16 protein-coding genes are annotated in these 21,624 nt (G+C 58.2%); 2 read left to right on the top strand and 14 right to left on the bottom strand.

All coding sequences use genetic code 11. The features are described 5' to 3' along the window. From AC0L8G_RS14945 to AC0L8G_RS14955, 3 genes are read right to left on the bottom strand one after another with little or no spacing between them, the layout of a single operon-like run. Entirely contained in the window at positions 1 to 1,158 is a 1,158-nt protein-coding gene (locus tag AC0L8G_RS14945; protein WP_473384973.1) for a DUF819 family protein, read from the bottom strand. A 29-nt stretch (positions 1,159 to 1,187) separates the two neighbouring features. Further along, positions 1,188 to 2,960: a serine hydrolase domain-containing protein gene (locus AC0L8G_RS14950; protein ID WP_473384974.1), complete on the bottom strand. Its 1,773-nt coding sequence runs from the start codon at positions 2,958 to 2,960 to the stop codon at positions 1,188 to 1,190. After that, positions 2,953 to 4,368, bottom strand: a complete 1,416-nt coding sequence (locus AC0L8G_RS14955; protein WP_473384975.1) for a D-serine ammonia-lyase — start codon at positions 4,366 to 4,368, stop codon at positions 2,953 to 2,955. The genes AC0L8G_RS14950 and AC0L8G_RS14955 overlap by 8 nt, the downstream gene beginning before the upstream one ends. Before the next feature lie 100 nt (positions 4,369 to 4,468). On the opposite strand from AC0L8G_RS14955, the gene AC0L8G_RS14960 reads away from it, so the two are divergent. Continuing rightward, on the top strand, positions 4,469 to 4,849 hold the full coding sequence (locus AC0L8G_RS14960) for a LysR family transcriptional regulator (protein ID WP_473384976.1): 381 nt from the start codon (positions 4,469 to 4,471) through the stop codon (positions 4,847 to 4,849). A 48-nt stretch (positions 4,850 to 4,897) separates the two neighbouring features. On the opposite strand, the gene AC0L8G_RS14965 is transcribed toward AC0L8G_RS14960, so the two are convergent. From AC0L8G_RS14965 to pobA, 5 genes are all read right to left on the bottom strand, one after another. Continuing rightward, positions 4,898 to 6,610 carry an N-acyl-D-amino-acid deacylase family protein gene (locus AC0L8G_RS14965; RefSeq protein WP_473384977.1) on the bottom strand — a complete coding sequence of 571 codons (1,713 nt, stop codon included), beginning with the start codon at positions 6,608 to 6,610 and terminating at the stop codon, positions 4,898 to 4,900. Positions 6,611 to 6,795: 185 nt separating this feature from the next. After that, positions 6,796 to 9,507 (bottom strand): TonB-dependent receptor, encoded by a 2,712-nt coding sequence (locus AC0L8G_RS14970; RefSeq protein ID WP_473384978.1) that lies wholly within the window; start codon positions 9,505 to 9,507, stop codon positions 6,796 to 6,798. Positions 9,508 to 9,633: 126 nt separating this feature from the next. After that, complete coding sequence (locus AC0L8G_RS14975) at positions 9,634 to 10,683, bottom strand: FecR family protein (protein WP_473384979.1); 1,050 nt, start codon at positions 10,681 to 10,683, stop codon at positions 9,634 to 9,636. Between the two features lie 4 nt (positions 10,684 to 10,687). Next, the gene (locus AC0L8G_RS14980; RefSeq protein ID WP_473384980.1) at positions 10,688 to 11,305 is read right to left on the bottom strand and encodes an RNA polymerase sigma factor; all 618 of its coding nucleotides are present in this window, start codon (positions 11,303 to 11,305) and stop codon (positions 10,688 to 10,690) included. 196 nt (positions 11,306 to 11,501) lie between these two features. Next, a complete protein-coding gene (gene pobA / locus AC0L8G_RS14985) occupies positions 11,502 to 12,671 on the bottom strand; it encodes a 4-hydroxybenzoate 3-monooxygenase (RefSeq protein WP_473384981.1) in 1,170 nt (389 codons plus the stop codon). Between the two features lie 114 nt (positions 12,672 to 12,785). Here pobA and AC0L8G_RS14990 point away from each other — a divergent pair, with 114 nt between their 5' ends. Continuing rightward, positions 12,786 to 13,718, top strand: coding sequence for a helix-turn-helix domain-containing protein (locus tag AC0L8G_RS14990; RefSeq protein WP_473384982.1), 933 nt, complete (start codon positions 12,786 to 12,788; stop codon positions 13,716 to 13,718). A gap of 8 nt (positions 13,719 to 13,726) precedes the next feature. Here the strand turns inward: AC0L8G_RS14990 and AC0L8G_RS14995 are convergent, their stop codons facing one another. The 6 genes from AC0L8G_RS14995 to AC0L8G_RS15020 are packed head-to-tail and all read right to left on the bottom strand — an operon-like array spanning position 13,727 to position 21,376. Further along, entirely contained in the window at positions 13,727 to 14,422 is a 696-nt protein-coding gene (locus AC0L8G_RS14995; RefSeq protein WP_473384983.1) for a TetR/AcrR family transcriptional regulator, read from the bottom strand. A 55-nt stretch (positions 14,423 to 14,477) separates the two neighbouring features. Continuing rightward, positions 14,478 to 16,070, bottom strand: a complete 1,593-nt coding sequence (locus AC0L8G_RS15000) for an AMP-binding protein (protein WP_473384984.1) — start codon at positions 16,068 to 16,070, stop codon at positions 14,478 to 14,480. Then, positions 16,067 to 17,737: a carboxylesterase/lipase family protein gene (locus AC0L8G_RS15005; RefSeq protein WP_473384985.1), complete on the bottom strand. Its 1,671-nt coding sequence runs from the start codon at positions 17,735 to 17,737 to the stop codon at positions 16,067 to 16,069. The genes AC0L8G_RS15000 and AC0L8G_RS15005 overlap by 4 nt, the downstream gene beginning before the upstream one ends. Next, positions 17,737 to 19,101: a spinster family MFS transporter gene (locus AC0L8G_RS15010; protein ID WP_473384986.1), complete on the bottom strand. Its 1,365-nt coding sequence runs from the start codon at positions 19,099 to 19,101 to the stop codon at positions 17,737 to 17,739. Before AC0L8G_RS15010 ends, AC0L8G_RS15005 begins: the two co-directional genes overlap by 1 nt. Before the next feature lie 3 nt (positions 19,102 to 19,104). Beyond that, positions 19,105 to 21,066, bottom strand: a complete 1,962-nt coding sequence (locus AC0L8G_RS15015) for a TonB-dependent receptor (protein ID WP_473384987.1) — start codon at positions 21,064 to 21,066, stop codon at positions 19,105 to 19,107. After that, complete coding sequence (locus AC0L8G_RS15020; protein ID WP_473384988.1) at positions 20,963 to 21,376, bottom strand: hypothetical protein; 414 nt, start codon at positions 21,374 to 21,376, stop codon at positions 20,963 to 20,965. The genes AC0L8G_RS15015 and AC0L8G_RS15020 overlap by 104 nt, the downstream gene beginning before the upstream one ends. Positions 21,377 to 21,624 lie beyond the last annotated feature (248 nt).

Raw genomic sequence — 21,624 nt, forward strand, 5'->3', positions numbered from 1 at the left:
CTAACCGGCGGCGAACAAAGCCGCCAGGGCGGCGCCGATAAAATTAGCAATCACATAGCCAAGCACGCCGCAAACGATACCGGGCGTCACCAGCGCGCGCCAACCCATAGCGCCCGCCATTGCGGCCGCGGTCGCAGGCCCCAATACGCAGGCGTTCGAGCCAATCGCCACTTCCTCAATGGTGAGGCCGAACAGGCGACCGCCCACGAACACAAAGACGACATGCGCGGCGACAATGATCCCGCCAAGCAGCACCATATTGAAGGCCGTTCCGGTCAATGCGCCGACATCCGCCGCCGCCCCGATCACAAAGAACAAGAAATAAAACAGCAGCATCCCGATCGATTCGTCGCCGGTCAGCTTAGACAGGGTTTGCGGAAAGGCATTGGCGAGCGCGACCGAGATGAACGTCAATATCAAGATCGCATAGCTGGGCTGCCCAATGGCGTTTGCCACCGAAACGCTGATCGCGCAAATGATCGCGCTGAGACAAAGCCCCATTGCGATGTTCCATTGATCGGTCTTCGCGCTTGCAATTTCAACATCATCGCGGTCTGGCGCCGCCGTCGCTGCGTTCTGACTGCCCGATTTTGCAAACAGGCGGTGCGCCAGCGGCAAGGCCGTGAACGCCGTCAGCAAAGTGAGATAGCTGAGACTGACAATGTTGTCGGCGGCGACCGCTGCCGACATCGCCGTCGCGTCATCGAGGCCGGTGGTCTTCGCGACCGCAATCATATTCATCGACCCGCCGGTATAGGTGGCGACAAAAACAGCCAGCAGTTTTTCGCGCAAAGGACCGAGATCGAGCACCATGAAGCCGATCAGGCCGCCGACAATCGTCCCGACTGCGCCAATCGCGAAGGCGATCATCGTACGCCCGCCCTCGGTGATCATCCGCCGCAAGTCTGCTTTGAACAGGAATAGCGGGATCGCCAGCGGCACGAAGATATCGCTGGCGATCTGATACATCGGCGCCGAATGCGGAATGACGCCCAGATTGGCGAGGATCAGCCCGGATACGATGCAGAAAACAGCAGCGGGAAAAATCCTGCCCAGCGGCGTGCGCTCAACATAAAGCCCAAGCACGATTGCGGTGAGCGTAACCGCTGTCAAAAGAAGATGGTTCGACGGATCAATCATGATGATCACCTCGTTCATTGCGCCAGTTGTAGTGGTGATAGCCGCCGCTATTGCGGCAACCGGGCTTCGATTGACGATTGCCCGCTAACCCGAAGGAAAGGAACGCGCTTGGCGCGACGGTCGCTGCCTTCGAACGCTATAATCTCGCCTGCGTCATTGCGGATGAACCGTACCCGTCCGAACACACCGCCAGCAGAGGCGAAGTCATCCTCGCCGATCGGCCGCAATTTTCCGGGACCGGCGCGCCAATGGCGCACCGTCAACCCGTCATCGGTCAAGTCGATGAAATAAGACGTGTCGAGACCGGCGGAGGTATACTTCCCGACATACTCCCCAGCGTTATCCGGCAACACGTTCGCCGCCGTGATGCGTTTCCCGCGGAACTCATGCGCCCCGCGATTAAACACATATTCCTGCGCCCCATCGCCGATTGACGGATCGAACTGCAGCACGCCCGGCACATCATCATCGAGCGTGATAAAGCGCCCCTCACCCGCCTGGGTCAGCTCAATGCCGGACCAGAATGGCGCCGCCATGATGACGCCTTCCTCGCTTGCCTTGATCGTGTTGATCGGTCCGTCGCCCACATGAAACTCCCCTTCAAACGCCAGACGCGTTTCAAGCGGCGGAATGACGCCCAGCGCGGGGCGCGGCGATTCGATATCAGATTCCGCAAACAGTATTTGCCTGGCGAGCTTTCGCGCGCGGATCGATGTGTCGCTATCGCTGCGATTGGCGAGGACGGCGATCCCGAATTGTTTTTCGGGAATGAACATGACATGCGCGCGGAAACCGGCGTCGGAACCGCCATGCTCCACAGCCTGCAATCCATGAAAATCCGCGAGTTCCAGCGCAAACGCATATTGAATTTCGCGCCCGTCATTCAGAACGCCCTTTTGCAGGATCATCGACTTCATCTCCGGCCCGCCAATCGGCGTTTCGGAGAGTAAATTCCGCAGCCACAACACCATGTCATTTGCGGTCGTTTGCAACGATGTCGCGCCGTAATTGTCGAAGTTCAGCGGGATCTGCCGAAAGCGCTCCTCATCCGGCTCATAGGACATGGCCCGTCCTTCAAGCGGCGCATCCATAATGGAAAAGAAAGTCGTGCGCGTCATGCCGAGGGGCGCGAAAATGTTCTCCCGAACGAATTGCGGAAACGGCGCGCCGCCAGCGGCGCCCACCACTTCAGCCAGAATTGAATACCCCATATTGGAATAGATAAACGCCTCGCCCGGCGCGAAATTCAATTCATCCTGTTGCGACGCGAATGTCAGAATATCGCGCTGGCTGATGACCTCGCTCGGGCGGATGCCCGCCATGCTGGCCAGTGACCATTGATCGCGCAGCCCGCTTGTATGATGGATCAGTTGTTCAACCAGCAAGGGCTCTTCGATTTGCCGGACTTCGGCCACATAGTCCTGCGCTTTTGCGTCAAGCGACAATTTCCCATCATTGACCAGCATGCCCGCCGCATAGGCGGTGAATTGTTTTGATATGGACGCCACATGCAGGCGCGACTGAGGTGTAAGCGGCGTTGCCGTCTCCAGATTCGCCATGCCGTAAGCATGCGTATAGGCCTTGTCGCCCTTCACTATCGCGACGACCCCGCCCGGCGACGTGCTGGAATCCCAGTCTTCGAATACCGCATCGACCAGCGCGGCCTCGTCTGCTGACAGTGACGACGCCTCGCCTTCTGCTTGTGGCGCACAACCGGACAAGATGAACGCCATGGCCGCAAGCATAGCGCCCATAACCGCCACTCCAGCACGCCCCGCGCGTTCATTTCGGCTTTGATGAATGGTCGGTGATTTAATCATTGTCGACTCCATTACGCCGGCTCTGCGCCGCGTGATCACTTCGATGACAGGGGGCGATTGCAGCTTCCGGGTACGCCGCCGGAAGCGGCCATGCATGGCGTTCCTGCAATGAGCCGCCGCGCGCGCATTGGGGGCGCCATTTTTCAAGCGGCTGATAAAGCCCGCCCGTACTCCAGATGATATGCGTCGCCTTCGCCATTCTGGGCGTCAGGCCGTTCGCTTGCTGATAGGCGCGCCCTTGCGGCGTATTCGCGACCAGATATGGCCCGACAGCCCCGGCGACAGCCGATAGCTCGGCCTTGATGCCGGCATGCTCGTAAGCCAGGTACAGCCAGCGGAAGAGATCATCATCGCGCACCGTAAAAACGCCCGAAACAATCGGCGCGATCAATGCGCTTGTGAGAACCGAGGCTTTACTGACCGCCAACCCGTCAGCGACCGTGCAATTGTCTAGCCCGTGATCATAAACAGAGACCGGCGCGGCGCTTCCCGTCGAAAGCTGGAGCAACATGCAGGCCGACATTGCGGGCTCAGCGAAAAAGCAGTGAACATTGTCGCCAAAAAGCTGCTTCAATCCAAACGAAACGCCGCCCGGCGCGCCGCCCACGCCGCAGGGAATATACACAAATAACGGGTGATCTTCGTCAACACAGATTCCGGCGCGGGCCAGTTGCGCCTTCACTTCGTTCGCCGCCGTGCTGTATCCCAGAAACAGCTCCGTCGACGCTTCATCGTCGATAAAATACGCCTTGTCTGAAGCATCCGCCGCTGCGCGCGCGGCCTCAACCGCTTTCGTATAGTCAGAATCATGCTCGCGAATGTCGACGCCATAGGCGCGCAGCCGATCCTTCTTCCAGTCACTCGCCTCGCGCGACATGTGAATGACCGTGTTGAACCCCAGCGCCCGCGCGGCGACGCCGATGCCCATGCCAAGATTGCCCGTGCTGCCCGCGACAATCGTATATTGCGCAAAAAATTCGCGGCATTTGTCCGAACAGAGCGCAATCGGCGGCGCTTCCGACCCCACGACGCCGCTTTGACGCGCCAGCTTGTCGGCAAGTGAAACGACTTCATAGAGAGCGCCGCGCGTCTTTACCGAACCGCCCACCGGCAATTCGTGGTCGCATTTCACAAAATACCGGCCATGACGCGCTGGATCGACGCCCATAGCTGCGCCCAGCCCTTCCGCCTCGAGCAATGGCGAAACGACCTCGCCTTCCATCTCACGCAGCTCATTGAAGAGAGCTGCATAAAGCGGACGAAAGGAAACCAGTCGCGCACAAGCCTCTGACCAGTTTTCGCGCGATAGCGGCAGCGTCGCTTTCACATCGCCCCATGCGCGCCGACCCGTATTGATCCAGAACGCGCTGCCGTCCGGCGGTTCCGTTGTTTCGGGCGGCGTGGACATCGATAAATCTTCTCGCAAACGCTTTATTTGTTTGGTATGCCATCTATCATGCATATTCTGCGCAATACCGCAATCGTTTCGTCAGGAGCATCGTCACATAGTGAAGCAGAGCCCCATCAGTCCCCAGCTTGCGGCGAATCTGTTTGTCTTTGAATTCGCTGTCCGGCGGCGTTCATTCACCAATGCCGCCGCAGAGCTGAACATCACGCAGAGCGCCGTCAGCCAGCGCATCGCCCGTTTGGAAAAAGCGTTGGGCGTCGCATTGCTGATCCGCCGCGGCGGCGCGTTAGAGCTCACCACGGACGGGCGTAAAATTTATCAGATATTGGCGCCGCTCTATGAGCAGCTTTCAAAAACATTCGCGACTATCGGCCGCCCCGAAGCACAGACGGCGCTGACGCTTAGCTGCTGCCCTTCACTCGCTAGAGAATGGTTGGCGCCATCTGAGATGACTTGCAGCGCAGACAGCGAAGCAGTCTGACCGCACGCCGGATTTTGATTTCACCTACTTCCCGGCGCGACGCCCCCGCTAGCGGGGCGACGCTTCAGCTTGCCAACCGGGACCGCGCACAGCGCGCCCCGGCAAAGCGCCCGTCGGCTCGCCATCTTGCAAGACCAACTCGCCATTGACGAATACATGACGCATGCCCGTCGCATATTGGTGTGGTTTTTCGAAGGTCGCGTTATCCGTGATCGTGTCCGGATCAAAAATGGCGAGATCAGCAAAATAGCCTTCTGCAATCCGGCCACGCCGGTCAATCCGCAGATTGCTCGCCGGCAAAGAGGTCATTTTACGCACGGCCTCCTGCAGGCTTATGACATTCTCCTCGCGTACATATTTTCCAAGAAGCCTCGCAAAACTGCCATAGGTCCGCGGATGCGTCATGGAATTGAGAAAAACACCCTCCGCCGCAATGGCGGGCGAGTCCGTGCAGATGCTCATCCACGGCAAGGCGAGCGCCTTTTTGACGTTATCTTCTGACATCGCAAAATAAATCGCGTCAATTCGGCTGTCATCTTCGATCAACAAATCAAGGATCGTATCCTCAACGGAGGTCCCCCGCATCGCCGCAACATCTGACAAACGCTCGCCTGTCAGCGGCTTCAGCGCGTCGGATTTAAAGCCCACCAGCAGGATATTTTCAGCGCCATTTTGCGCCAGATATTGCGCCCACGCATCTGTAGGGGTGCGCATGTCGGTGATGATTTTGGCGCGAATTTCCGGGTCTTTTAAGCGCCCGATAAACGCCGCCTGCCCTCCCTCGCGGCTCCAGGGCGGCAATGTCGTATCCAGCCCCGTAGAGGATGCATTATACGTGTACATGTCGGAAGTGATCTCAAGGCCCTCCGCCCGCGCCGCTTCCACCATCGCGATCGCGTCGTCGATTTTAGGCCAGTTAGCGCGCCCGGATTGTTTGAAATGATAGATCTCCGCGCGAATGTCCGCCTCGCGCGCGATTGTAATCAGCTCCTCAATTCCCTGCAGCAGCGCATTGCCTTCACTGCGCATATGCGAGGTGTACAACCCGTCAAATTCACCGGCAGCGCTTGCAAGCGCGATCAGCTCCTCAGTTTGCGCATAGAAACCGGGCGCATAGATCAGCGCCGACGCAACTCCGAGCGCCCCCTCCCGCATGGCGCTGCGCACCAGATCCTGCATCTTATCCAGCTCTTCTGCTGTCGGCGCCCGGTCTTCTTCGCCGATCACATAGTCCCGCACAGTCGTCGCCCCGATAAAGGAGGCGAAGTTAGGCGCGACCCCGCGCGCTTCCATGTAATCGAGATAATCGCCAAGCGTGGTCCACTCGACATCGTAGCGGATATCGCCCTGAGCGCGCAGCATCGCGGCTTTCGTGCGCTCATTCACCGGCCCCCAGGACTGCCCCTCTCCTAAAACCTCCAAGGTGATCCCCTGACGAATGTCGCTGAGCGCGCGCCCATCGGCCATCAGGGAATCCACCGCCCAGCTCATCATGTTGATAAAGCCGGGGCTGACCGCAAGCCCGGTCGCATCAATGTCTATGACGCCATGGGAGTCGCGAAAATCACCGATCCCGACGATGACATCATCGCGCAGCGCCAGATCCGCCCCATAAGGCGCTCCGCCGTCGCCGTCATAAATCATGCCGTTACGGATGATCGCATCATATTCGCCGTCCGTCGCGGCCTGCGGCGCGCAGCCTATTAGACTGCCTAATAACGCGCATAAGATGACGTAATACTTTCGTCCGTACAGCAACATTCTTCGCTCCTACAACCACTTTGCCCGTAGGTACGACATGCAATCTTATTCGTCTACATGCTTTTGAACGGACGTGTTTACACGACCGCCCGGAGCGCAGACTATCGACTTTGTGTGTTTGTCGGTTTAGGCGGCCGCTCAGTTTTTGAGCGGCCGCCAATAGCTGAGGCTAAGGAAGGACAACCTCAGAAATCGTAACTTAGTTCCACGAACCAGTTACGAGGACGGGCGTAGATATTCTCTGCATAGCCGGTCGATGTCGACAAGGACGCGTTGCCCGCGACCGGATAAAGCTCGTCAGTCGCATTGTTCAGACCGACGACAAGCGCCCATCCCGCATCTGGATGCGCAAGCTTGATCGACGTGTTGAGCACGACGGTCGTATCGTTTTGCGCCACTTCAACCGTATTCGCTGCATCGAAGAACTGCGAACTGGTGATGGCGAGGTTCACCCGCGGCGACAACTCCAGATCGCTTGTCGGGCGCAGCGTATAGGACGCGCCGAGATGACCGGTCCAGGACGGCGTGAAGGGCAAGGAATTATCCGGGCCGACGGTCGCCGTGGTCAGGGGCACGGAGATGATGTCCTTAAACGTGTCACGCAGATGGCCGACGCTGCCGTCGAGAATGAAATCGCGGTTCGGCGCGTAGGTGAACTCCGCTTCGAAACCCGAAATCGTCGCCGTGCCCGCATTGAACAGGAGCGGCACGATGCCAAGCCGGTAAATCAGCTGGATATCGTCATATTTCGTGCGAAATCCCGATGCGTTTAAGCGGAAGACGCCGCCGAAATCAGACTTGAAGCCGACTTCGTAAGTATTCGCTGTTTCTTCATCGAAGAAAATCGGCTCGTTGTTTTCGATGCCCGTCGAAAGATCCACCGTCGCGGCGTTATATCGCTCGTTAAATCCGCCGCTTTTGAAGCCTTGCGACCAGCTGAAATAGGTCAGGAAGTTGTCGTTCCAACGATATTGCAGCGAGGCCGACCCGATCACCGAAGAAAAGTCTTCTGTATATAGGTCCGGGAAGATGAATAGAGATCCGCCTTCCGTTGTCGCCATGGTTGGCAAGGTGGTCGGCATGAAGTCAATCGGTTGTACGCCGGCATTGTAGATCGTCGCCTGCATCGACTTTTCTTCGTCCGTATAGCGAATGCCGCCGCTGACCGCGAGTTGCTCCGTAAGATTCCAGCTCCACTGCGTGAAGAAAGCGAAGCTTTTCGTACCGAGGTCCACAAGCTGCACGTCAAGCACGCCCGGACCGCCAGCGAGAACCGGCGCAATCGGCGGTGAAAACTGCACGCGCGTGAAGTCGTCAGTGTTTTCATCGAAGAAATAACCGCCGACAACACCGCTCACCGACCCGAAATCGAACAACGCCTGCAATTCTTCGCTGAACTGCTTGCTATCGCTTTCAAGATTGGTGGTCAGAATGTTGAAAGGCGTGTTGTCTGCGTCGCGTAGCCCCTTCCATTCCAGATTGCGATAGGACGTGATGGACTTTAGCGTCAGCACATCGCTGACATCCCACGCCGCATGCCCCGACACGCCCCAGCTTTCGAGCGTGCTGGTGACCGGCGCGTTGCCGCCATTGGTGAACTCCCCCTGATTGTAGAAATCGTTGGCGCAGCGCGGATCGTCAATATTAGGCACGGGCATCGGAGGCGGGAATGAGGCGCCCGGGCATCCCGCGCCGACGCTGACCGCTATCGGAAAGACCTGCGAGGTGTTGATATCCGTAAAGACGAAGGGGGAACCGTTTTCGTTCTCATGGGCGTAATCGGCCTTCACCTTGAAGGAGAAATCCGCCGTGGGCTCCCAGCGCAAAGTGGCGTTGAGGCTGTATGTATTATCATCGCCGAGATCGAGCCCGTCCACGGTGCGCGTGACAAACCCGTCGCGCTTCTTCAGTCCGCCGGAAATACGCGCGCCCAGCGTTTCAGAGATGGGCAGATCAACGCCGCCAAACACCTGAATAAGATCATCGGTACCAGTGCGCGCCTTCAGCTCGCCGCCGAACTCGTCGCCGGGATCCTTGGTCGTCAACAGCACAGCGCCGCCAATTGTGTTGCGGCCGAACAGCGTGCCCTGCGGTCCGCGCAGCACCTGAACATTCGCGATGTCGCGGAATTCCATGGCGCCGCCCACCGAACGGCCGAGATAGACATCGTCCATATAGATGCCAACGCCGGGATCGACAGCCGCCGTCGCGTCTGTTTGTCCGATGCCGCGAATGAAGACCTGCGCCGCGGAGTTGTTGCCGGTAAGCGGGCCATAGCTTGTGAATTGAAGATTCGGCGTGATCATGTCGAGGTCTTCAGTGCCCTCGATCTGTTGCCGCTCTAAGGACTCTTTTGAAAATGCGGAAATCGAAACAGGCGTATCCTGTAGATTTTCCTCGCGACGGCGCGCCGTGACCGTAATGGAGTCCACATTAGACGCTGCGGTTCCCTCGCCATCCTGTGCGCTGGCCCCTTGGGGCAGGAAAGCCGATGCTGCAATCGCTGACACGGTGACGAGAAATGATGTTTTTTTAGACACGCGTTGATCCTCCTGCGTTTTGCCCTCTGCGAACGAAACGATTATCGCTCCGCGCTCGCTTATCGATCCGCGCAAGCCGGTGCCTACGAGCAAGACCGGAAGCGCGTCTTCCAGCGTCATCTCGCCTTGCAAGGCGTTGGTCTCGAGAGACCTGACGCGGTCGTAGGGAAACAAAATCGGAGCGCTCGCCTGTTCAGCGAGCATGTTGAGCGCGATAGCGGCGTTCGTTGTTTTAATGTCAAAGCGATGGAGTGTTTCCTGCTGGCTCGTTTCATCACGCGCCAACACCGCCGGCGGCAAAACCACCGATGTCAAGACGACCAAAGCTGCAACGCCGCTATTTCTAATGCCCCTCAATGCGTTTCCTGCCTTGGCCCGGTCTCGCTATCTCTTGCAGCGATTGCCTGGCCTATAATGTTAGAGCGCTTGCAAAGAAAAACCCGCCACAAGGATTTCGGATTTTTTTGCGATTTTTTTCAGCGTCTATTTCGCCGCTGCTAGAATGACTTGTTCCTCCCCTTTCCACTCATGTTCCACGCCAAAGGACTGATGAAGAATATCCAGCATGGTGTTGATGTCGCCGGTCTGGAAATAGCCGCCAATTCTGAGATCCTGGAGCGCCATATCGTCGATCACTATGGTCACTGTCGTGTACCGGCTGATCTCAGTGACGACTTCCGACAAGGGTTGCCCGTTAAATCGCAAATAGCCGTCGCGCCAGGCGAGCTTGCGGTCCAGCTCTTCTGTGTCGAGGCTTTCAACGGACTCCACACGCTCATCGAATGACGCCTGATGCCCCGCTTCCAGCGTCGCCAGCGGATAGGGCGACGGCTGTACATTGTCTTCATGTTTCAGGTTCGACAGCACGACACGGCCCGATGTGACAGTCACGTCAACCACATGCTCGCGTTTTCTGACGGCAAAGGAAGTGCCCACCGCCCGCACGGCGCCGTCGCCGGCATAGACCACAAACGGGCGGCGCGCATTGTGGGCGACATCGAACCAGGCTTCGCCCTCAAGCAGGCGGACCGACCTTTCTTCCGGCGAATAGTCCACCTCAAGAGAACTGCCGGTATTGAGCCGCACTACCGTGCCGTCCTCGAGGCGCATTTCCTTCTGCTCGCCGATCGCAGCCGCATAAACGGCTTTTTGCGGCGCCAAAGAAAATCCGAATGGATCCGTTGCGATTACAAAAAGGCTGAACGCAACAAGGAACAGCGACGCAGCGGCGGCCATCGACGACCGTACGGGGTAAAGGCGCGCCAAAGACGGCAGCAAGCCGACCGGCTTTTTCGTGCTGACCTCTGCGGCCGCAAGAACTTCTTCAAGCCGCGCTTCAATGACGGTATCGAGGCCCGCCCAGACTCGCGCCATGCGGGTCAACGTTTCAAGATGCTCCGGGCTGCGGTTGAGCCATTCACGGAAGGCGGCCATATCGGCCGACGACAGATCGCCTCCGTCAAGCTGCGCGAGCCAGGCCGCGGCGATTGCGTCCACCGTCTGCCTGTCCACAATTTTGATAACAGAAGTCATGACATTACTCATTCATGGTTTTGGCCGGCGATTGAGGCGCGGGCTGCGCGGAAACCGACGCGACGTCGCTTTGCTCATTGCCGCGAAAATTGCTGAGCCGGTGATCTTGATGGCAACGCACCATGGCGCGGGCGAGATATTTCTCGATGGTGCTGATCGAAATCCCCATCGCGGCGGAAATCTCCTTATGCGAAAAGCCGAAAACCTTGCGAAGGACGAAGACCCGGCGGCATTGCGGCGGCAATTCCGCGACAACATCCGTCAGGGTCTTAAAGTGTTCTCGCGCCTCGAAGGCGTCATCCAGCGGCGCAATGTCGGCGGCCGGTTCGTTTCCCTGTTCGATCGCCTCATCTATCGAGTCTGCAACTCTTGCAGCTTGCCGCTTCAATTCGCGAAACGCTGTTCGGCGGGCCACGGCGTAGAGATAAAATTTGGGCGACCGGACGCTCTCCGCATCTTTAAGGCGATGCACGCTGACAAACGTGTCCTGTAAAATGTCTTCAACATCTTCCGGCTTGATCGCGAGGCGCGCAATGTAACGGCGCAGGCTCTCGCGATAGCGCATAAAGGCGTGGGCGAGCGCGCCATCTCCGGATCGCGGATTTTCATTCCTGTCACTCACGTCACAGCATCTCGCACATGTCGATGCGGGCCGCGCCGGCCCGTCAAAAGCGCTATCGGGCGAAACACGCCCCATTCATAGTTAGAGGCGGAAATGCTGAAAAACCGCCTAGTCTGGCTGAAATTTCCTGCGGCGCGCGTTCCGGGAAGGCAGAAAAGAGCGCGGCAAAAGTAGATTTTATATAATAAAATCAAATCTATAAGGGTTGCCCCACATAATTCTCGGCGATCCCCCGGCGGGCGGTTTCCGACGCCGCGATATGATCCAGCTCCGCAATCTGGATGCGCCGGTCAAACGGGCCATCCTCCGGGAAACGGTGCATGAGCGTGGTCAGCTGCCAGGAAAAGCGCACCGATTTCCAGACCCGCGACAGCGCCTTGTCCGAGTAAGCAGCGATCGCGTCCGCATCGTTCTTTTCGAACCATGCAATCAGCGCCCGGGACAGATAACGTATGTCTGACGCGGCGAGATTGAGACCTTTTGCGCCTGTGGGCGGCACGATATGCGCAGCGTCGCCAGCCAGAAATAAAGAGCCATGTCGCATGGGCTCGAAGACGAAGGACCGCAAAGGCGCAATCGATTTTTCGAGCGCCGGTCCCCGCGTGACATTCGCAGCCCCTTCCGGCGGCAGTCGCCGGCATAGCTCATCCCACAATTTCTCGTCCGGCCAATCCTCAACACGCTCCGTAAGCGGAACCTGAATATAATAGCGGCTGCGCGTCGGCGAGCGCATGGAGGCGAGCGCAAACCCATTCTCGTGATTGGCGTAAATCAATTCGTGATTGCAGGGCGGCACATCGGAGAGAATGCCGAGCCAGCCAAAGGGGTAAACCTTTTCAAAGCCCCTTCCGACTGCCTCAGGGATCGCTTTTCGTGAAGGCCCGTGAAACCCGTCGCAACCGGCGATGAACCGCGCATCGATGCGATGTTCGGCGCCGTCTTTCCGATAGGTGACATAGGGCGCATCGCTTTCCACATCATGCAACGCCACATCCGCCGCCTCCCAGACTATTTCCAGCCCGCGCGACGGCGCAGCGTCAACAAGATCTTTGGTGACCTCGGTCTGACCATAGACCATCACATGATTGCCGGTGAGCGCTTTCAAATCGATGCGGATCAGACGTTCGCCATCGGCGAGGTTAAAGCCGTCATGCGGCAGCCCCTCGGCATGCATTCGTTCCGCAATGTCGATGTCTTCCAAAAGCTCCGTCGTGACGGTTTCCAGAACGCCCGCGCGGATGCGTGAAAGCACATGGTCCGTACTCTGACGTTCGACAATGATTGCGTCGATGCCTGCCTGACGCAGCAGATGACCGAGCATCAATCCCGACGGACCAGATCCGATGATAGCGACCTGCGTTTTCACAAATCCCCCATTTTTGTTGTTCACCGACGGCGGCGGCGCCTGATGGATTGCATAATACGGTCGGTAATTGAGGCTTAAATGGACATTTCAGCCTTATAATGGTACTTTTCGGTCATGACCTCTCAACCACAGCAATTCGATCCGCAAGGTTCCGCGCCGGCGAATTTCGCCCTGTTTGGCGAGGCGCCGGGGCAAACCAGCCTTGAGCGCATCCATATTGAAGACATCAATTCGCGCGCGCGGCTTTATGACTGGACCATCACGCCGCACGCCCATGCGGATTTGTGGCAATGCGTTTACATCGAAAAAGGCCGCGCCGAGGCCATCGTTGAAAGCAAGGCTATGCATCTCGGCGATTATTGCGCGCTGTGCATTCCGAATGGCGTCGTGCACGGCTTTGAGTTCGAGACCGGCACGGCGGGCTGGGTGCTCTCCATTGAGACCGACTTGCTTGACACGGAGATGCTTGCACAGGCGAAAAAACTTCTCTTTCGCAGTGGATTCCATGCAACCCGGCTGGACTTGAAATCGCAACGAAATGAGATCGGCGTTTTTTTCAGGCGTCTTCACGAAGAGTTTGCGCATATGCGCGACGCGCGAAGCAGCATGCTCGACAGCCTTGCCAACACTTTGCTGATCTTGCTCATGCGCGAGGCGGAGCAAGGAAAGAGCGACGGCGCTGACGACCCCCAGGCCACAGACTTGCTCGCCGCCTATCGCAAATTGATCAATCAGCGTTTTCGCGAGCATTGGGCCGTGCCCGCTTACGCCAGCGCGCTCGCCGTCAGCCAGTCGCGATTGGCGCGAACCTGCCGCCATCTCGCCGGCCAGTCGCCGGCGGCGCTCATCAATGCGCGGTTAATGCTGGAAGCTCAGCGCAATCTGCATTTTACGGAAGCAACCGCCGCACAGATCGCGCTCGATCTCGGCTTTCAGGATCCGGCCTATTTCTCGCGCTTCTTCAAACGCATGACGGGCCTTACGCCGCGCGAATATCGCGAAAGAAGCCGTCGGAAACAGCGCCGGGACCGCACAGCCTCGCGATAGGGCGATGCTTAGGCCCGGTCTTGCGCGCGCTCTTCGCAGATGGAGTGGAAACCGGCGGCCATGAAACGCGCCATTCTTTGCTTTACCGCGGGAAGGTCATCCGACTTGCATAAGCCGCCGGACAGTTTGTCGATCCGCCCGGTTCTCGCCAGCGAATGCATGAGCGCGCCGGTCACAAAGTGATACCCCCAGAACAAATCTTCCTTGGGACAATCGGGCAGCGCCTTTTGAAGAATGTCGATCAGGCGCAAGACCACGGGATCAAAATGCTGATCCATGACTTCCGCGCCCCAACCCGGCGTGTTCGCCACTTGCCCGGCCAGGACGAGCGCATTGCGCCACCCTTCTCCGCCTTCAATATAAAGGTCAAAGTCCGTATCGAGAAAAACGCGCAGCGCGCCTTCCACCGTGGGCTTGTCTTTTACGCGCGCATCATATTCTTCCAGCGCCTTCATCCGCCGCTGGCTCGTGATGATCGAGCGGCGGGAGAACACTGCGTCAAAGAGCTTTTCTTTGTCGTCGAAATAATAGCTGAGCAGCGAGTGATGAACGCCAACGCCGTCGGCGACGTCTTTCAGCGTCACGCCGTAAAATCCACGCTTCGAAAACAGATACTCCGCAGTATCCAGAATTTGCTCAATTGTCGCCGCTCGTTGCTCCGCCTTGGTCAGACGTTTGCGCCGAGGTGTTGCTAGAGAAGACAAAGTCAGGCCCTTCCATTTTGCCGCCCCCCGTCAATTCGAAACAAGGCGGCGTGACTTATCCATTCGTATATTCCGACCTCAGGCGCATCTTGTCGATTTTCCCTGTAGCCGCCAGCGGCATGGTTGGCACACGCACCACAGTATCAGGTATCCACCAGGACGCTACGCGCCCCTGCAGCGGCTCCAACAGCTCCTGATCGCTGATCGACTGGCGCTCGCTCAACTCAACGAGCAGGATCGGACGTTCTCCCCATTTCGGATCGGATCGGCCGATGACGGCGACAAGCGACACTTCAGGCAGCGCGCCGACCACGGCCTCGATCTCAGCAGGGTTTATCCATTCCCCGCCCGATTTGATCAAGTCCTTTGCCCGTCCCGTTATAATGAGATTGCCGTCGCTGTCGATTCGGGCGAGATCGCCGGTGAAAAACCAGCCATCGGCGTCCGTCGCCTTTTCTTCCTGCCCGAAATAGCGCTCCACGACCGCCGCGCCGCGAACCCGTAAATGCCCCTCGACATTTCGCTGCTCGGCAAGGGCGACGCCCTCCGCATCCGTCAGCAACAGATCAATGCCGACCGCCGTTCTGCCGGAAACCGATGCTTTCCTGCCCGGATCGTCCGGCGGCGCGCTGGTGCCGAGCGGCGAGAGTTCGGTCATGCCCCAACTGGTCTGAACGACCACGCCTAGGCGCTGCTCAATCCGCTCCATCAGGGCCGGCGCAAGCGGTGAACCGCCGACTATGATCCGCTTCAGACTCGGCAACTCGCCGCCGACGGCTTCAAGATGCTCAACCAGACCGAGCCAGACCGTGGGAACGCCCAAAGCAATGGTGACGCCTTCCGATTCGATCAGCCGCGCGAGGCTCGCCCCGTCCGTCATGCGTCCGGGCAACACCAGCTTGGCGCCTGCGGCAGGCGCTGCGAAAGGCAGACCCCATGCATTTGCATGAAACATCGGCACGACTGTGAGAATGGAGTCCGCTGAAGTCAGCGCCATGGTGTCCGCCTGCAACAGGCGCAGCGTGTGTAGATAGCTCGATCGATGCGTATAGGTGACGCCCTTCGGCGCGCCGGTCGTGCCGGATGTGAAGCACAGACCTGACGGCGCCATCTCATCAATGTCATTCCATTCCGGCGCATCTGTCACATCGACCAGCGCGGATTCCAGCAAGCCGGTAGTCACCTGCCCATTCTCAGGGCGCCAGTCCGGCAATGACCCGTCGATAAAGAAAATCTCAGCCACTGACCGCGCCCGCTGGACAATCTGGCGCACCAGCGGCGCAAGGTCAGCACTGGCGATCAACACGCGCGCCTCTGACTGATTGAGCATGTCGGCGAGTTGTTCCGCGGTCAGGCGGGGATTGAGCGTATGGCAAATCGCGCCCATTCCCATAATGGCGTACCAGGCTTCCACATGGGCTTGCGTGTTCCAAGCGAGCGTCGCGACACGTTCGCCAAACCCGACGCCGCGCGCAGCAAGCACGGCGGAAACCTGCAACGCCCTCGCCTTCAGGCCCGCATAGCCCACGCGATCGATCTCACCGTCATCACGGCCAGTGACAACCTCCGTGTCTGCATGCCACTTCGCCGCATGCTCGATGAACCGGTTGAGCGTAAGCCCGTATGTCTGCATGGCGCCGTCAATCATTGGCGCCCCGGCGCCGGCGGCGGCAATTGCGGCGACACAACGCCGATATTTGTATTCCAGGAAATGTCCGCCGCGCGGCGACGGTTGATGACTTCTTCGTTCAGCTCATACATGCCGGGAAAAACATTCGTCTTGTCGCCCTGGGGCGCGCCATCGAAATGCATATACGCCCTGTCTGCAGAATATGCCCGCCAGGCAGGTTCACCGGACGCGCTCGGCGCGCCGGATGCTGCAAAGGACGACCAATATCCGACCATGGCCTTGGAAAGTTTCCTCTCTTCCGGCGTGTCGGGAATTTTCGGCCATTCCGGCGCAGTGTCATAGATCGTGCCGAACATGTAGGGGATCTCTGCGGCGTGAAATGCGTGAAGCCCCGCTTCATTCGCCGCCGGATAGCCATGATCGAACAAATAAAGATATCCGGGCTGACCGATTTCGCTCTGTTTGGCGACAAGCCGTTCAGAGGTCCAGCCATACATGGCGTCACGCGTCGCCGCGAGCATGCTTTCATCGATATTGTCAGCCGGATAGAGCTCGAGGAATTTCTCGGCGAGTTCGCCATAGCGTACGCGGATCTCGCTTTCATAGGCTGATGCGTCTGCGGGCGGCGGGGGCAACAAAACGCGCAGCGACCTTATCTCGCCGCTATTGAAGCCCGCGATGATCGAGACCGGCGCTTGCTCGCCCTTATCGAACACATCAACAAGCTGAGCCGGCAGGACATCGCCATCCACCGATCCCCATGGGGCGTATCCCGCCATAGTGGATTGCTCGATCAAGGCGGCGGCGTCCATCTCGCGCAAGGCCGCAATGTTTTCAGCGCCGAGTTTGTCGGCGACATAAAGCCCGACCGCTTCACCCGAAGGCAAACCGAAACGCTGCTGGCGCAATTCAGGCGTGGAAATCATATAGGCGCTTTGCGCGATCGCCTTGTGAAACAAGCCGCGCGCCGCCGGCGAGGCCATCAGATACATCACGCTAAGCGCGCCCGCTGACTCGCCGGCGATTGTTACATTCTCCGGGTCGCCGCCAAACGCTTCGATGTTTTGCTGCACCCATTCAAGTGCTGCGATCTGGTCGAGCAATCCATAATTGCCGGAAACATTGTCCGGGGATTCTGCGCTCAATTCCGGATGCGCGAGATAGCCCAAAACGCCGAGCCGATAATTTATCGAGACAACGATAAGCCCCGACTCTGCGAGCGATACGCCGTCATAGATCGCGGATTTGCTCGTGCCGCCCCGCAATGCGCCGCCATGAATCCAGACAAATACCGGAGCCTTTTTGGCGTCTTTCGGCTTCCAGATATTGAGCGACAAGCAGTCTTCGCTCATTGCGCCGATTTCGTCGGAGTAAATACTGCCCGAACGCGACTCAATTTGCATGCATGCGGGACCGAACTCAGTCGCGTCGCGCTCGCCTTCCCATTCCGGCGCTGGAAGGGGCGGTTTCCAACGTGCATCGCCCACAGGCGCCGCCGCATAGGGAATGCCTTTAAAGACCTGTATATCGCCCAGTTCGGCGCCGCGCAGATCGCCCGCCGGCGCGCGCACGACGGCGCCCATATCCACAGACTTCGGATCCGCGGATTTCGGCGCGCAAGCGGTGATCACCGCAAAAAGCGCAGCGGTAAACATCACGGTAGCGGGACGGGAAAACGACATCATCACGAAGCTCCTCCGGTTTGTCCGGCTGTTTCCTCACGACGCAACGCCCGCGCGAGCAGAATAAAAATTCCGATCGCCAGAAAATAAAACGGGATCAGCGTGTAGAATGCGATTTGCAGTGAGTTCTCCGGATGATTGGCGAGGAAAAAGTCGCTCGCCATGCCGAGATAGGTAGGGCCGAAACCCAGCCCGATTAAGTTCATCACCAGCAATAAAAGCGCGCCGGACAGAACGCGTTCATTCGGCTTCACCTCTTCCTGAACCAGCGCAACAGCCGGTGAAAGATAGAAATAATTCAGCACTGTCGGCACCGCGAGAAAGGCCAGCGCAACCGGCCAGGTCGGCGCCCACACAAAGCCCGCAAAAAACGGCACGGCGATGAACAATCCCACGGCGGGTACATAGGCATAAGCGGTTTTAGAGCGCTTGCCGAGCCAGTCGACGAGCCGGCCAGAAACATACATGCCAAGACTGACGCAGATGCCCACAAGCAAGGCGTAGTAGATTGCAATTTCACTCAGGGTCATGCCCTTTTCGCGCATCAGAAAAAGCGTTGTGAAATTGATAACGGCATAAGTCACGAATTGCGTCGCGCCGCTGCCAAGAGCGATCAGCAACAACACAGGCCGCGTAAAAAACATCTTGCATGTCGCCCAGAAATCAGCGGCAGGCTCTTTGCCTTGCGGCGCGGCCGCACCGCTTTTCGGAACGTCGAGACCGCCGCGCACCGGCTCACGCACAAAGAAGAAAACAACCAGCGAGGTAACAACGCCGATCGCGCCTACCAGCACGAATGCGTCGCGCCAGCTATAGCTCGCCGCAATAGACGCGCCAAAGGCGACGCCCAGCGCCATGCCGATCGGCGGTCCCATATTATAGATGCCGAGCACGCGGCCGCGCATGCCGGACGGGAAATAATCCGAAATGATCGCATATGACGGCGGCACGCCGCCCGCCTCGCCCACACCAACCGCCATGCGGGCGACGACTAATTGCGGGAAGGTTTTTGCAAGACCGCAAGCGATTGTCGCGGCGCTCCACAGGAAACACGCAAAGGAAAGCACCTTCACACGGTTCGTCCGGTCAGCCAGCCAGCCAACCGGAATCGCGATCAATGTATAAAACAAAGCAAAGTAGAGGCCGGTGATCCGCCCCAACTGACCGTCAGTGATTTGCAACTCGTCCTGGATCGGCTTCGCCAGAATGGAAAGGAGCTGCCGGTCCAGAAAATTCAGGACGTAAACGAAGCACAACATGCCCAGCACCCACCAAGCGCGGGCGCCCGGCCCCGCTGCATTTGCAGCGGAGCCGGTAGCGGTTGTTGCATTGGCGCCGATTGCCGGCGCGGCGTTTTTCGATTGCATGGCCTAGTAGTCGTAGCCAATTCTCAGCCCGATGGTGCGCGGGCGCATCGTGCTTAGCCGGGAGTCGGCAAAGGCTTCCGGGTGAGCGTAAATGATCGAGTGATCATCAAGCAGGTTCTCCACATACAAGGTCGCCTTGAAGTGGTCGCCGACATTCGCGCCGAGTGCGAGTTGGACTTCCTGATATGGCTCCGTGAACATGTAGGTCGGAGACACGACGCCCGGCTGCCCCGGCACATTCGGGAACTGGTTCGGGAAATCGCCCACATGACGCGCATTCACCGCGAAATAGCCTTCCGTGCTCGCTGTAATCGGGAAGGAATATTTCAAATAAGCCGCGCCCTGGAAGCGGGGAAATGCAAGTTGAATTCCCTCAACGGCGCCGGAAATCGCCGCCTCTTCCGGAGTGAGTTCCGTGACCTCTGTATCGTTAACCGACCCGTTAAAGCCGATCTCAAGGCCCTCAACCGGGAAGGTGAAGATTTCAAATTCGAAACCCTTGCTGCGCGCCTTGCCGATATTGGCGGCGAACTGCACCGAGTCAGAAACCCGGTTGGCCTGAATCTGAATGTTGCTCCAGTCGATCAGATAGGCCGCGAGGTTGGCCGACACTTTGCCGTCGAAGAACGTGCCCTTCACGCCGATCTCATAGTTTTTGAGCTTATCCGAGGACGCGCCATCGGGAATGATGATATCCGTCGGATCGACAAGGCTCGCCAGTCCGGCGCGTGCGTTGACGATCGGCGCACGGAAACCGGTTGAATAGGTCGCATAGGTCGTAATGTTGTCCACCGGCTTGAATGAAGCGCTGAACTTGTATGACGGGCCGGTCTCTTTGACTTTTTCACCCTCCTCCGCAATCACCGGCGTAATCGTCAGCGGGCCGGGAATGCCGAACAAAGCGTTCGTAAGGTAGTTACTGCTATAGCCGCCATCCACAGTGAAACCTTGAACATCTGTTCCGCCATAGCGCAGGCCGCCGGTCACCCAGAATTTGTCGCTGACGCGATATGTCAGCTCGCCGAAGCCGGCGATCTCGTGCGAGATGGCGTAGCTTCTGGACCGCGAATAATATTCATCCGGCAGCCCTGTAATGCCGCGGGCATCGAGGAATGGCTGACTGGACCGGTAAAAGAAATCAACGTCACGGCGTTTGTAGAAGTAGTAGAACCCGGCCACCCACTCGAACTTGCTGTCCATCGTGGAAACCAGGCGCGCTTCCTCTACGAAAATGTCGTCATAGCCCGTGGCGTCCAGCGCAAACGGGATCGCTTGCGCAAAGGTGCCGGCGAGATCGATGAAAAACTCCCCATCGATTTTCGAATAGGTTGACGACGAGGTGAACTCGGCGAAATCGAAATCATATTTCAACGTCGCATTGTAGGAATCCAGATTGCTCTGATAGAGGTCGGGACGGTCGGAAAGCCGGGTTTCGCGGTCGCCGCCGCCAAGAGCGGGGTTGATCAGCGTCGCGTCTTCCGGGTCGCTTTCCTCGTGCAGCGCCATCAGGCGCAGCGACAGGCGGTCCGTCGGCTCCCAAAGCAGAATGGCGCGGCCGCCCCAATCGATAAGCGTGTTTGCGTTGTCGATGCCGGTTCCGATATTTTCGACCCAGCCTTCTTCATTGCGATACCAGCCGACAACCCGCAGCGCCAGCTTGTCTTCGACAATCGGCAGATTGACCATGCCGTTATAGCGCTGGCGCAGGGAATCATCATCGGTCAGGCCGAAATCCACAAGCGCGGCGGCGTCGAAGTCATTCAGGTCCGGGCTTTTCGTCAGCATACGCATCGCGCCGGCGAGCGAGCCGGAGCCGAACAATGTGCCCTGCGGACCGCGCAAGAATTCAACGCGCTCCACGTCAAAAAGCGTCGGATCGAGAATGGTCGAGTTGCCATTCGCAGAAATCGGCAATTCGTCGATATAGATGGCGACCGTGCTTTGCAGATCTCGCACCATAGCCATTGGTCGCGACGCCGCGAACGGAGAAGTTGTTGAAGTTCGCACTGGTTCTGTTGATGATCGCGCCAGGCGTTTCAAACGCGATCCCGTCATAACCGACGATGCCCTTTTCGGTCAGGTCTTCCTGAGAAAAGGCCGTGACGCTGAGCGGCACATCCTGCAGACGCTCTTCACGGCGGGTCGCCGAAACGATGATTTCGTCACCGCTCGACGCATTCTGAGCGGCATTTGATTCCGAAGTCTGCGCGAACACAGAGCCGGAACACACGAAGACAGCGGCCGCAGACGCGGACGCAAGAAGCTTGTTTTTCATAGATAATTCCCTCCCAGTGGTCGGTCTTTTCGCCGACGCATGACATTTTTTGCCTTTTCAACATACAGAAAAAAAGAATGTTCGCAAGCGCGTTAGTATCCGCATGCCACTTAGCGTCCGCATTTTTGATAGGGTAAACGCCGCCGCAAGCGCCCCGCCAAGGGCCTCCGTCCCTGCATATTCGCCGCATTTCATGTTGGCGCGCGCAAAAAGCTGCGCAATAAGGTACTTTTGTTCAGTTTCTAAAT

The organism is Hyphococcus sp. D3-15 (assembly GCF_055809375.1).